Origin of the sequence: Pseudomonas sp. NPDC012596, assembly GCF_042902325.1 — a bacterium.
Classification (GTDB): domain Bacteria; phylum Pseudomonadota; class Gammaproteobacteria; order Pseudomonadales; family Pseudomonadaceae; genus Aquipseudomonas.
On the sequence record NZ_JBIBEB010000002.1, the window covers coordinates 223,626 to 236,486 of the forward strand.

General features: G+C 62.8%; 12 protein-coding genes and 1 pseudogene. 5 read left to right on the forward strand and 8 right to left on the reverse strand.

Annotated features, from left to right (window positions below; all coding sequences use genetic code 11):
* Window positions 1-100: 100 nt before the first annotated feature.
* The 4 genes and pseudogenes from argB to coaBC all read right to left on the reverse strand — a co-directional run bounded on the left by argB (window position 101) and on the right by coaBC (window position 4,217).
* A complete protein-coding gene (gene argB, locus ACFY68_RS03580; RefSeq protein WP_346612649.1) occupies window positions 101-1,006 on the reverse strand; it encodes an acetylglutamate kinase in 906 nt (301 codons plus the stop codon).
* A gap of 30 nt (window positions 1,007-1,036) precedes the next feature.
* Window positions 1,037-2,410, reverse strand: a pseudogene (locus ACFY68_RS03585) (phosphomannomutase/phosphoglucomutase); the annotation flags it as partial.
* 134 nt (window positions 2,411-2,544) lie between these two features.
* Window positions 2,545-3,000: a dUTP diphosphatase gene (gene dut / locus ACFY68_RS03590; protein ID WP_346612648.1), complete on the reverse strand. Its 456-nt coding sequence runs from the start codon at window positions 2,998-3,000 to the stop codon at window positions 2,545-2,547.
* Between the two features lie 5 nt (window positions 3,001-3,005).
* Window positions 3,006-4,217, reverse strand: coding sequence for a bifunctional phosphopantothenoylcysteine decarboxylase/phosphopantothenate--cysteine ligase CoaBC (gene coaBC, locus ACFY68_RS03595; protein ID WP_387523316.1), 1,212 nt, complete (start codon window positions 4,215-4,217; stop codon window positions 3,006-3,008).
* Window positions 4,218-4,345: 128 nt separating this feature from the next.
* On the opposite strand from coaBC, the gene radC reads away from it, so the two are divergent.
* Window positions 4,346-5,026 (forward strand): DNA repair protein RadC, encoded by a 681-nt coding sequence (radC, locus tag ACFY68_RS03600; protein WP_387523319.1) that lies wholly within the window; start codon window positions 4,346-4,348, stop codon window positions 5,024-5,026.
* Window positions 5,027-5,144: 118 nt separating this feature from the next.
* Here radC and ACFY68_RS03605 read toward each other — a convergent pair whose 3' ends face one another.
* On the reverse strand, window positions 5,145-6,734 hold the full coding sequence (locus ACFY68_RS03605) for an ABC transporter substrate-binding protein (RefSeq protein WP_387523322.1): 1,590 nt from the start codon (window positions 6,732-6,734) through the stop codon (window positions 5,145-5,147).
* Between the two features lie 360 nt (window positions 6,735-7,094).
* Between ACFY68_RS03605 and rpmB the strand changes: the two genes are divergently transcribed.
* Both rpmB and rpmG read left to right on the forward strand, forming a co-directional pair.
* A complete protein-coding gene (gene rpmB, locus ACFY68_RS03610) occupies window positions 7,095-7,331 on the forward strand; it encodes a 50S ribosomal protein L28 (RefSeq protein WP_387523325.1) in 237 nt (78 codons plus the stop codon).
* A gap of 11 nt (window positions 7,332-7,342) precedes the next feature.
* On the forward strand, window positions 7,343-7,498 hold the full coding sequence (gene rpmG, locus ACFY68_RS03615) for a 50S ribosomal protein L33 (protein ID WP_003253507.1): 156 nt from the start codon (window positions 7,343-7,345) through the stop codon (window positions 7,496-7,498).
* A 67-nt stretch (window positions 7,499-7,565) separates the two neighbouring features.
* Here the strand turns inward: rpmG and ACFY68_RS03620 are convergent, their stop codons facing one another.
* Window positions 7,566-7,769 (reverse strand): I78 family peptidase inhibitor, encoded by a 204-nt coding sequence (locus ACFY68_RS03620; protein WP_387523329.1) that lies wholly within the window; start codon window positions 7,767-7,769, stop codon window positions 7,566-7,568.
* A gap of 81 nt (window positions 7,770-7,850) precedes the next feature.
* Window positions 7,851-8,210, reverse strand: a complete 360-nt coding sequence (locus ACFY68_RS03625) for a cupin domain-containing protein (protein WP_346612643.1) — start codon at window positions 8,208-8,210, stop codon at window positions 7,851-7,853.
* Between the two features lie 196 nt (window positions 8,211-8,406).
* On the opposite strand from ACFY68_RS03625, the gene ACFY68_RS03630 reads away from it, so the two are divergent.
* Window positions 8,407-9,900, forward strand: coding sequence for an aldehyde dehydrogenase (locus ACFY68_RS03630; protein WP_346612642.1), 1,494 nt, complete (start codon window positions 8,407-8,409; stop codon window positions 9,898-9,900).
* Between the two features lie 202 nt (window positions 9,901-10,102).
* Window positions 10,103-11,242: an MFS transporter gene (locus ACFY68_RS03635; protein WP_387523333.1), complete on the forward strand. Its 1,140-nt coding sequence runs from the start codon at window positions 10,103-10,105 to the stop codon at window positions 11,240-11,242.
* 31 nt (window positions 11,243-11,273) lie between these two features.
* Here the strand turns inward: ACFY68_RS03635 and ACFY68_RS03640 are convergent, their stop codons facing one another.
* A complete protein-coding gene (locus tag ACFY68_RS03640) occupies window positions 11,274-12,824 on the reverse strand; it encodes a phospholipase D family protein (RefSeq protein WP_387523336.1) in 1,551 nt (516 codons plus the stop codon).
* Window positions 12,825-12,861 lie beyond the last annotated feature (37 nt).

Genomic DNA, 12,861 nt, shown 5'->3' on the forward strand with positions numbered 1-12,861 from the left:
TCGCCGGCAAGCCGGCTCCCACAAAGATTTCCGCTGATTTCTCGTTCAGTGAGTTACCAGTGGGGGCCGGCTTGCCGGCGATGAAGCCAGTGCAGACGAATCAGTGACGCTTGCGGTTGCTGATCAGGGTGCCCACGCCGCTGTCTGTGAAGATCTCCAGCAGCACCGCATTCGGCACGCGGCCGTCGATGATGTGCGAGGTCGTGACGCCGCCCTGCACCGCATCCAGCGCGCACTTGATCTTCGGCAGCATGCCGCCGTAGATGGTGCCGTCGGCGATCAGTTCGTTGACCTGCTCGGTGGTCAGGCCGGTCAGCACCTGGCCTTGCTTGTCCATCAGGCCGGCGATGTTGGTCAGCAGCATCAGCTTCTCGGCTTTCAGTGCTTCGGCCACCTTGCCCGCGACCAGGTCGGCGTTGATGTTGTACGACTCACCGTTGGCACCCACGCCGATGGGCGCGATCACCGGGATGAAGTCGCCCTTCACCAGCATGTTGAGCAGGTCGGTATTGACGCTGACCACCTCGCCTACGTGGCCGATGTCGATGATTTCCGGCTGGGTCATCTCCGGCGTCTGGCGGCTCACGGTGAGCTTCCTGGCGCGGATCAGCTCCGCGTCCTTGCCGGTCAGGCCGATGGCGCTGCCACCGTGGCGGTTGATCAGGTTGACGATGTCCTTGTTGACCTGGCCACCCAGCACCATTTCAACCACGTCCATGGTCGCCGCGTCGGTGACGCGCATGCCATCGATGAAGTGGCTTTCGATCGACAGGCGCTTGAGCAGGTCACCGATCTGCGGGCCACCGCCGTGCACGACCACCGGGTTGATGCCCACGGCCTTCATCAGCACGATGTCCCGGGCAAAGCCGGTCTTGAGCTCTTCGCTCTCCATCGCGTTGCCGCCGTACTTGATCACCAGGGTCTTGCCGACAAAGCGGCGGATGTAAGGCAGTGCTTCGGACAAAACCTCGGCTACATGGGAAGCGGCATCGCGATCGAGGGTCATGCAGGGCTCCTGTAAGGAACAGATAGTCGGTCAGAACGGCAGTTGCAGCTCAGGGGCAACCCGCAGCAACTGGGCGCGGAAAACATCCTTGATACGTTGCAATTCGGCGTCGCTTTCGGCCTCGAAGCGCAGTACCAGCACCGGAGTGGTGTTGGAGGCGCGTACCAGGCCCCAGCCCTGGGCGTAGTCGACCCGCACACCGTCGATGGTGGTCAGGCTGGCGTCGCCCCAGTCGGCGTCGCGTTGCAGTGCATCAATGATGCTGAATTTACCCTCGTCGGTCACATCAATATTGATTTCCGGCGTGGAAATATCGTTCGGGAACGCCGCGAACAGGCTTTCAGCGTCTTGCCCGGCCTTGCTGAGGATCTCCAGCAGGCGGGCGGCGCTGTAGATGCCGTCGTCGAAGCCGAACCAGCGTTCCTTGATGAAGATGTGCCCACTCATCTCGCCTGCCAGCAGCGAACCAGTCTGTTTCATCTTCTTCTTGATCAACGAGTGGCCGGTCTTCCACATCAGCGCGCGGCCGCCGTGCTGTTCGATCAGCGGGGTCAGGCGGCGTGTGCATTTGACGTCGAAGATGATCTCGGCACCCGGGTTGCGCGACAGCACGTCCTGGGCAAACAGCATGAGCAGGCGGTCGGGGTAGACAATGCTGCCGGTGTTGGTCACCACGCCCACTCGGTCGCCGTCGCCATCGAAGGCCAGGCCGATGTCGGCGTTGGTTTCCTTGACCTTGGCGATCAAGTCTTCAAGGTTTTCGGGCTTGCCCGGGTCCGGGTGGTGGTTGGGGAAGTTGCCATCCACCTCGCAGAACAGCGGGATGACTTCGCAGCCCAAGGCTTCGATCAGCTGTGGTGCGATCACACCGGCAGCGCCGTTGCCGCAGTCCACCACCACCTTGAGCTTCTTCGCCAGCTTCACGTCGGCGACGATTTGCTGGTAATAGCGCTGAAGGATCTCGACCTTTTCCACGCTGCCTTCAGCACGGGTCAGGTCGTTGGTTTTCAGACGGGTCAGCAGGGCCTGGATCTGCTCGTTGGCCAAGGTATCGCCGGCGATGACGATCTTGAAACCGTTGTAGTCAGACGGGTTGTGGCTACCGGTAAGCATCACACCGGACTTGCCGGCCAGCACGTTGGCTGCGTAGTACAGCGCGGGTGTCGGCACCAGGCCGACGTCGCTGACCTGGCAACCGGCGTCGACCAGGCCTTTGATCAGTTGCTCGACCAACATCGGGCCGGACAAGCGGCCGTCGCGGCCAACGGAGATCTGTGGCTCGCCCTGGGCGAGGGTCTGGGCGCCGATGGCGCGGCCGATCCAGTAGGCGGTTTCGGCGTGGAGGGTCTTGCCGACCACGCCGCGGATGTCATAGGCGCGGAAAATACTGTCAGGCAATGCGGGGACCAGGTGGGCCATATCGTTCATCTCTGGAAGCTCCATTAGTCAAAGGCTGTCTGGGCAGGCGCAAACTGAACGCTTGGACGGTGGTTTCGTCAGAGAGTTCGCCATCCATGGCCTGAACGTTCGACGGGCGGTCAGTGACTGCCAGAGTGGCCAAACCCGCCGCTGCCGCGCTGGCTTTCGTCAAACGCCTCGACGATGTCGAAATGCGCTTGCACCACTGGCACCAGCACCAGCTGGGCGATGCGTTCGCCGACAGCGATGGTGAATGGCGTATTGCCGCGGTTCCAGCAGGACACCATTAGCTCGCCCTGGTAATCCGAGTCGATCAGGCCGACCAGGTTGCCCAGCACGATGCCGTGCTTATGGCCCAGGCCCGAGCGGGGCAGGATCATGGCCGCCAAACCCGGGTCGCCGATGTAGATCGACAGGCCAGTAGGGATCAGCAGGGTCTGGCCCGGCTCGAGGACGGTGTCTTCTTTCAGCAGGGCGCGCAGGTCGAGGCCGGCAGAGCCGGGGGTGGCGTATTGCGGCAGCGGGAATTCGCTGCCCAGGCGTGGGTCGAGAATCTTGGCTTGAAGAGCGTGCATGGAGCTTATTGAACCTGATTGAGCCGTTCGGCGATGAAGGCGACCAGTTGCCGGGCGATCTTGCCCTTGCTGGTCTGCGCGAAGAGGGTCTGGTGCTGCTGGCGGTCGATCACGGTCAAGGCGTTCTCTTCGCTGTTGAAGCCGATGCTGGGGTTGGCCACATCATTGGCGACGATCAGGTCGAGGTTCTTGTCCTTGAGCTTGCGCGTGGCGTAATCGAGCAAATGTTCGGTCTCGGCGGCAAAGCCGACGCTGAACGGGCGGTCGTTGCGGCCAGCGATGGTGGCAAGGATATCGGGATTGCGCACCATCTGCAGCAGCATGCCGTCGCCGGTCGTAGGATCCTTCTTGAGTTTTTGCGTGGCAACCACCTCTGGGCGGTAGTCCGCAACCGCTGCCGAGGCGATGAACAGGTCGCATGGCATGGCCGCCTCACAGGCTGCGAGCATGTCCCGCGCGCTGACCACGTCGATCCGGTTGACCCGGTCGGGCGTATGCAGGTGCACCGGGCCAGTGACGAGGGTCACCCGAGCACCGGCTTCGGCGGCCGCTTCGGCCAGAGCGAAGCCCATCTTCCCCGAGCTATGATTGGTGATGTAGCGCACCGGGTCGATGTTTTCCTGGGTCGGGCCGGCGGTGATCAGCACGTGCTTGCCGGTGAGCGCCCGGCGCTTGAAGCTTTCGGCGGCGCACCAGGCCAGGTCGGTGGCTTCGAGCATGCGGCCCAGGCCCACGTCGCCGCAGGCCTGGCTGCCGGACGCCGGGCCGAACACCTGGATGCCACGGCCCTTGAGCACTTCGAGGTTGGCTTGGGTAGCGGGGTCGCGCCACATCGCCTGGTTCATGGCCGGGGCCACGGCCACGGTGGCGTCCGTGGCCAGCACCAGGGTGGTCAGCAGGTCGTCGGCCATGCCTTGGGCCATGCGTGCCATGAGGTCGGCGGTAGCCGGGGCGACAAGCACCAGGTCGGCCCACTTGGCCAGTTCGATGTGACCCATGGCCGCTTCGGCGGCGGGGTCGAGCAGATCCATGTGTACCGGGTGGCCGGACAGCGCCTGCAAGGTCAGCGGGGTGATGAATTCAGCACCACCGCGGGTCATGACGACGCGCACTTGGGCGCCGTGCTCCAGGAGACGGCGAATCAGTTCGGCGCTCTTGTAGGCGGCAATGCCGCCCCCTACGCCGAGAACGATGCGCTTGCGATACAGCCGCTGCATAGGCTTGCCTTTTTCCAGTGAGAGCGGGCGGCGACGAACAAGACTGCCTGCGGCAGAACGTCGCATGTACGAGGCGAAATAGATTAACACAGGGCCCAAACGTGCCGCAGCAGGACCAAGGAGCAGGGATGAATATCAGGGAGTGGCCGGTTGATGAGCGGCCGAGGGAGAAGTTGCTGTCGCGAGGGGCGGTGGTGTTATCGGATGCCGAACTGGTGGCCGTGTTGCTGGGCTCGGGCGTTGCCGGGCGTAACGTGCTGGACCTCGCGCGCGGGCTGCTGGTGCGGTTTGGAGGCCTGCGGCAATTCCTTGAAGCGGATCGCGAAGCCGTTTTGCGCGAGCCTGGCCTGGGGCCGGTGAAGTACGCCCAGTTGCAGGCGCTGCTGGAGATTGGCCGGCGTTATCTGGATGAAGGCATCGAGCGCACGCCTGTTCTGGAAAGCCCAGTGGCGGTGCGGCGTTACCTGAAGGCCATGCTGCGCCATGAGACCAGTGAAGTGTTCGGTTGCCTTTTTCTGGATACCAAGCATAGGCCACTGGCGTTCGAGATACTGTTCAGGGGGACGATTGACAGGGCCAGCATCTACCCGCGCGAAGTAGTGCGCCGGGCGTTGCTGCACAATGCGGCTGCGTTGATTCTTTGTCACAACCACCCTTCGGGGAACAGCGAGCCGAGCCAGGAAGATGTGCACATGACGCTATCGTTGAAGCGCGCGTTGGCGCTGATCGATGTGCGGGTACTCGATCACATCATTGTCGGTGATGGGGAGCCATTGTCGATGGTGGAGCAGGGGTGGATCGTTGCTTAACGGTGTCCATTCGCGGGGCAAGCCCGCTCCCACAGGTCCTCCGCCTTCCCGGCGGGGAGTGAAGTTCTTGTGGGAGCGGGCTTGCCCCGCGAAAGGGCCCGTGCAGGCGCCCTCGGAGTCAGCGGTTTACCGAAACCTTGCTGAAATCCAGGCGCCCGAACGGGCTCACCTGATACCCCTCGACCCCGTCACGCAACAGCGTCGCTGCCGTCGGGTGCGCCAGCGGCACCCACAAAGCCTGCTGCTGAATCAAGGTTTGCGCCTGCTGGTAAAGCCGGCTGCGCACGCTCTGGTCGTTGGTAGTACGGCCGGCACTGATCAGCTGATCGAGGCGGTTGTCGCAAAACCGCGCGAAGTTGGTGCCCGACTTGACCGCTGCGCAGGAAAACTGCGGGCTGAGGAAATTGTCCGGGTCGCCGTTGTCACCGGCCCAGCCCATGAACAGCAGGTCATGCTCGCCCGCTTTGGCCCGGCGGATCAGCTCGCCCCATTCGATCACGCGGATCTCGGCCTTGATGCCGATCTTGCCCAGGTCTGCCTGCAGCATCTGCGCGCCCAGGCTCGGGTTGGGGTTGAGCAGGCTGCCCGATGGGCGGGTCCAGATAGTGGTGCTGAAACCATCGGCAAAGCCGGCCTTGGTCAACAGAGCCTTGGCTTTGTTCAGGTCCCGCGGGTAGCCGGGCAGGTCCTTGGCATAGCTCCAGGTGTTGGGTGGGTAGGGGCCATTGGCGGCGGTGGCGGTGTCTTCAAAAACGGCCTTGAGGTAGGCCTGCTTGTCGAAGGCCAGGTTGATGGCCTGGCGTACTTCGGGCTTGTCCAGCGGCGGGTGTTCGCTGTTGATGGCGACGAAGGCAGTCATGAAGGCAGGCGTGGTCGCGACCTTGAGGTTACTGTCCTTGCCCGCTTCGGCGATGTCCAAGGGCTTGGGCGACAGGGCTACCTGGCATTCGCCGCGCTTGAGCTTCTGCAGGCGCACGTTGGCATCGGTGGTGATCGCGAAGATCAGCGGGTCGACGGCAGGTTTGCCGTGGAAGTAGTCAGGGTTGGCGCGATAGCGCACCACGGCATCCTTCTGGAAGCGCTGGAAGACGAACGGGCCGGTGCCGATCGGCTGGCTGTTGAGTTTCTCCGGCGTACCGGCCTTGAGCAGCTTGTCGGCGTATTCGGCGGAGTAGATCGAGGCGAAGCCCATGCTCAGGGTGGCCAGGAAGGTGGCGTCGGCGTGGCTCAGGGTGAAGCGTACGCTGTTCGGCTCCGTCGCATCGATCGACTTGATCAGGCTGCTCAGCTGCAACGACTGCGCGTGCGGGTAGCCACCCGGCGCGGTCTTGTGCCAGGCGTGGGCGGGGTAGAGCATGCGCTGGAAGCTGAACAGCACGTCGTCGGCGTTCAGTTCACGGGTTGGCTTGAAGTACGGCGTGGTGTGGAATTTGACGCCATCGCGCAGCTTGAAGTCGTAGGTCAGGCCGTCAGCCGAAACCGTCCAGCTTTGCGCCAGGCTGGGTACGACCTTGCCTTGGGCCGGGTCGAACTCCACCAGGCGGTTCATCAGCACGTCTGCCGAGGCATTGGTGGTGGTCAGCGAGTTGTACTGGACCACGTCGAAACCTTCGGGGCTGGCTTCGCTGCAGACACTCAGCGGGGCTGCCTGGGCGATGCCGGCGGCAAACAGGGAGGTAATCAATAAGGAAAAGGCGGCGGCACGCATCGTGACTCCTTGGCTGTCAGTGGCCCATCTGCCAGTGCAGTCTGGAAACGTCCTACCCTAGTGCGCGGATCAGCAAATGACCACCCTCTTTTTCTGCCGGTTGGCGACGAGTGGTCGACAGCGCGGCGAGCCAGTCGCTATGCTGCTCGCGCACCATTTGTCTCAGCTAGATGCTCATCATCTGTTGTTGCAATGCAGTCTTTCTGGTATAAAGCAGCGCTCTTTTCTAGGGGCTCGGCCTGTCGCATCAGCGGATCCGGTCGATAAGACCTCCAGAATCACGGCGCCTGGCGCCAAAGACTGAGAGATTAAGCGGCCAACCCATGCCGGGTTGGGCATGTGGTTTTAGAGGGCTGAGTCATGTCGAGAGTCTGTCAAGTTACTGGTAAGGGTCCAGTAACCGGGAACAACATTTCCCACGCAAACAACAAAACCCGTCGTCGTTTCCTGCCGAACCTGCAGCACCACCGTTTCTGGGTTGAAACCGAGAAACGTTTCGTGCGTCTGCGCGTTTCTGCCAAGGGCATGCGTATCATCGACAAGCGCGGCATCGACGCCGTTCTGGTTGACATCCGTAAAGCTGGCGTCAAGGTTTAAGGGAGAACATCATGCGTGAATTGATCCGTCTGGTTTCGAGTGCCGGTACCGGCCACTTCTACACCACCGACAAGAACAAGCGCACCACTCCGGACAAAATCGAGATCAAGAAATATGATCCGGTTGTTCGCAAGCACGTGGTGTACAAGGAAGCCAAGATCAAGTAATTGATCGGCGACCTGAAAAAAACCCGCATCCGAAAGGACGCGGGTTTTTTTATGCTTGCGCAACAGATCAGCCGAAAGTGAAGCCCTGGATCAGGCTGTTGGCGTCGGCGTTGATGTGAATGCGATTGATGTCGTATTCCTTGGTGGTCATTTCGTTTGGCCCCACGACCCGAGCGCGGCCAGTGATCTCAGAAATGGTGGCTTTTACCGAGGGCTCGTATGGGGTGCCGATCAGGTGTGCCAGGGCTTGCAGGGCTTGTTCGTTGTTCATGATGACTTCCTATGAAAGAGAATGGCCCGAAGCGGGCAGGGCCATCCTCTTTCACTGCTGCGTAAAGCATGCGCTATATAATTATTTCTGCTCGAACATCACATAGATCTTGCGGCACGGCTCCAGCACCTCCCAAGTGCCCTTGAACCCCGCCGGGATGACGAACCGATCACCGGCCCGCAGGGTCTTGGCGCCGCCATCCTGGTCGCGCAGCACCGAAACGCCTTGGACGATCTCGCAATACTCGTGCTCGGTGTAGCTCACGGTCCATTGCCCCACTTCGCCTTCCCAGACGCCTGCAGCAAATTGGCCGCAAGGGCTGGAGTAGTGGTTGTAGACCGCCTGATCCGGCTCGCCCTTGAGGATTTTTTCCGCCGCCGGGCGGTAGCGTTCGGCCTCGGTGAGGACCTGGGCGAAGTCGATGATGCTGGCGATGCTCATGGTGCGGCTCCTGTTATTGTTTAATAAAATGCACATCAGTAGGCTTTTAGGCCTTTCGTGTCAAATATATTGATAGTTTACACGGCCTGGTTTAGGGTATCGCTTGCCAGTGTGCGCTTGTCGCCCGGCCAGAATTCTGACAACGCCTGTGAGTCCTCAGTGCGGCGTTGCACCTAAACAAGAGGAGGAGTTTCGTATGACCACCCTGACCCGTGCGGACTGGGAACAACGTGCCCAGCAACTGAAGATCGAAGGCCGTGCCTTCATCAACGGCGAATACACCGACGCCGCATCCGGTGAAACGTTCGACTGCCTGAGCCCGGTCGACGGACGCTTCCTGGCCAAGGTCGCCAGCTGCGATCTGGCCGACGCCAACCGCGCCGTGGAAAATGCCCGCGCCACCTTCGACTCCGGCGTCTGGTCGCGCCTGGCCCCGGCCAAGCGCAAGGCCAAGCTGATTCGCTTCGCCGAACTGCTGCGCAAGAACGTTGAAGAGCTGGCGCTGCTCGAAACCCTGGACATGGGCAAGCCGATCGGCGACTCCTCCAGCATCGACATCCCTGGCGCGGCCCAAGCCCTGCACTGGAATGCCGAAGCCATCGACAAGGTCTACGACGAAGTCGCGCCAACCCCGCACGACCAGCTGGGCCTGGTTACCCGCGAGCCAGTGGGTGTGGTCGGTGCCATCGTACCGTGGAACTTCCCGCTGCTGATGGCCTGCTGGAAACTCGGCCCGGCCTTGGCCACCGGTAACTCGGTGGTGCTCAAGCCTTCCGAAAAATCCCCGCTGACCGCCATCCGCATTGCCCAGCTGGCCATCGAAGCGGGCATCCCGGCCGGTGTGCTGAACGTGTTGCCGGGTTACGGCCACACCGTGGGCAAGGCCCTGGCCCTGCACATGGACGTCGACACCCTGGTGTTCACCGGTTCGACCAAGATCGCCAAGCAGCTGATGATCTACGCCGGCGAATCGAACATGAAACGCATTTGGCTGGAAGCCGGCGGCAAGAGCCCGAACATCGTCTTCGCCGACGCGCCGGACCTGCAGGCCGCTGCCGAAGCCGCTGCCAGCGCCATCGCCTTCAACCAAGGCGAAGTCTGCACTGCGGGTTCGCGCCTGCTGGTCGAGCGTTCGATCAAGGACAAATTCCTGCCTTTGGTGGTCGAGGCCCTCAAAGGCTGGAAACCCGGCAACCCACTGGACCCGCAGACCACCGTCGGCGCGCTGGTCGACACCCAGCAGATGAACACCGTGCTGTCTTACATCGACGCCGGGCATCAGGACGGCGCCAAGCTGCTGGCCGGTGGCAAGCGCATCCTCGAAGAGACGGGCGGCACCTACGTTGAGCCAACCATCTTCGACGGCGTGACCAATGCCATGAAGATTGCCCAGGAAGAGATCTTCGGCCCAGTGTTGTCGGTGATCACCTTCGACACCGCCGAAGAAGCCATCGCCATCGCCAACGACACCCCGTACGGCCTGGCCGCTGGTATCTGGACCTCGGACATCTCCAAGGCCCACAAGACCGCCCGCGCCGTGCGCGCTGGCAGCGTCTGGGTCAACCAGTATGACGGCGGCGACATGACCGCGCCGTTCGGTGGCTTCAAGCAGTCGGGCAACGGCCGTGACAAGTCGCTGCATGCGCTGGAGAAGTACACCGAGCTGAAAGCGACCTGGATCAAGCTGTAATTCCAGGGGGCCGCGTTGCGGCCCAATCGCCGGCAAGCCAGCTCCCACAGGCTCTTTGCAGCCCTCAAGGGCTTCGATGTACCTGTGGGAGCCCGGCTTGCCGGCGATGGGCTGCACAGCAGCCCCAACAATAGCCGGGTCGGCTCACGCTGCCCCGGCTTCGTCGTTTTTGCTGTTCACGAATTCTGCCTGGGAGGCTGCAATGCGTTGGGGTACCTACTTCGCCGTACTGGCATCGGTGCTCAGTGTCGGGCTGGCGCTTGGTGTGAGCATGCCGCTGGTGTCCCTGCGCCTGGAGGCCTGGGGCTACGGCAGCTTTGCCATCGGCGTGATGGCTGCGATGCCGGCGCTCGGCGTACTGATTGGCGCCAGCCTGGCCAGCCGCCTGGCCGGTTGGGTCGGCGTGCCTTCGGCCATGCGCCTGTGCCTGTGGGGCGGGGCGTTGTCGATTGGCCTGCTGGCGTTGCTGCCGAGCTACCCGGTGTGGCTGGCGCTGCGCTTATTGATCGGCATGTCGCTGACCGTGGTGTTCATTCTCGGCGAAAGCTGGATCAACCAGTTGGTGGTCGAGCAATGGCGTGGTCGGCTGGTAGCGCTGTATGGCAGCAGCTATGCCTTGAGCCAACTGGCCGGGCCGCTGGTGCTGGGCTTTCTCGGGTCCGACGATGACTTCGGTTTCTGGGCCGCGACCGGCCTGCTGCTGCTGGCGCCCATGATGCTGTTGGGGCGTGGCGGTGCGCCTAGCACCGAGGCGTGCAGCGTTACCTTCAGCGACCTGTTCGCCTTCTGCCGTCGTCTGCCAGTGATCGCCTGGGCGATTGCATTGTTCGCTTCTTTCGAAGCCATGATCCTCACCCTGTTGCCGGTGTATTGCCTGCAGCAGGGGTTCAGCACCGAGCTTGCGCTGTTCATGGTCAGCACGGTGGTGGTCGGTGACGCGGTGCTGCAGCTGCCCATTGGTGCGTTGGCCGACCATATGTCGCGGCGCACGCTGTTCACCGGTTGCGCAGTCACCTTGCTGTGTTCCAGCCTGGCGATTCCGCTGCTGCTGCACACGCCGGTGATCTGGCCGTTGTGGGTGCTGTTCGGGGCCAGTGCCGGTGGCTTGTTCACCTTGTCGCTGATACTGATCGGCGAGCGTTATCGGGATGATGCGCTAGTGCGCGCCAACGCCCATGTGGCGCAGTTGTGGGGCATAGGCTGCCTATTGGGGCCGTTGCTGGCCGGTGCGGGGAGCCAGTGGCTCAGTGGCCATGCGTTGCCGCTGCTGATGGCTTTCGGGGCGGCGGGGCTGGTGGTGTTGACCCGCCGTCGCGACGCCTTCGAACCTGCCGCTGCCTGATGTACTGTGGGGCGCAACGCGCCCACGGTAGCTACAGCATCTTCTCCAAACCTACAGCCTTGCTGATCCACGCATTGAAACGCCGCCAGAGCCCGCCGGGCTCTGCCGTCAGTGTGTGCAGCTGGCCGTTGTCCTCGGTCACCCAGACCAGCTTGTCATCCGCCAACCTGACCTGGTAGCTCAGCGCTGGGGCCATACCCTGCAAGGCCAGCTCGCGGGTGTATTCGGCCAGTTCCGGGCTGTCCACCAGTACGCCCACCTCGGTGTTCCACAGCACCGAGCGCGGGTCGAAATTGAACGAGCCGATGAACGTCTTGCGCCGGTCGAAGACGATCGCCTTGCTGTGCAGGCTCGAATCGGAGCTGCCACGGAAGCTCAGCCGGCCGGCGCTGGGGTCGCCAGGCTGGCGGCGCAGCTCGAACAGCTGCACGCCATGTTCTAGCAGCGCCCGGCGGTACGGCGCATACCCACCATGCACCGCCGGCACATCGGTGGCTTCCAGCGAATTGGTCAGCAGCCTCACCGACGCTCCGGCGTCGGCACGGCCAGTCAGGTACAACAGGCCTGGCTCCCCCGGCACGAAGTAGGCTGATACCAGGATCAGCTCCTTGTGCACGCTGGCCAGGTCCGGCGCCAACTGCTGGCTCATCAACAGGTGCGGGTCCGGTTCGTCATCGGCCAGCACCTTGCTCGGCGCATCCCAGAGGGCCGAGCTGTGTGCCCAGATCAGCTCGTTGCGCCAGACATCCAGGCGCGGTTGGGACTGGTAGGCCATCAAACGGTCATACAGCGCCTTGCGTTTTACCCGTGCCTCGGCCAGCGATACCTCCAGACGATGGCGGCTGGCGCGCAGGTCGTCAGCGTCAGGCTGCTGCCAGAGGAAGTCACCAATAGGCCGGCTGAGGGCGCTGTTCCAGTACTGGTCGAAGCCGTGCCCGAGCTGTTCCGCGACCGGGCCCACGCCGAGCATGTCGATGTCGGTGAAGTTGAGGTTGGGCTCGGCATCGAAATACTCGTCGCCCAGGTTGCGCCCGCCGACGATCGCCATGCTGCTGTCCACCAGGAACAGCTTGTTGTGCATGCGCCGGTGCTGGCGCGACAGATTGAAAAGGCGGCCCACCGCCCGGGTGGCGCCGGTGCTGCGCCCCAGGTGCAGCGGGTTGAACACGCGGATCTGGATATTCGGGTGGGCGTCGAGGGTGCCCATGATGGTGTCCAGGCCATCACTGGTGGTGTCGTCGAGCAGGATGCGCACGCGCACACCCCGGTCGGCGGCGCGCAGCAGTTCGTGAACCAGGGCCCGGGTGCTGAGGCCATCGTGCACGATGTAGTACTGCAGGTCGATGCTCGCCTGAGCGTTGCGGATCAGCTCGGCACGGGCGCGGAAGGCCTCGTTGCTGTTGGGCAGCAGGCGAAAGCCGGAGCGCCCTTCATAGGGGGCGGCCTGGCGCAGCACCGAACGGCCGAAGGCAGAATCCTTGGCCGGCAGCGCCTGGCTGGTTTCACGGGGCATGCCGACGCTGGCGCAGCCTGCAAGGCCGAGCAGCAACAGCAGCAGAGGCAGAGCTCGCTGGAGTCTCAAAGGTGAATTGTCCTGTACAGCAAAGGCCTGAGAGGTT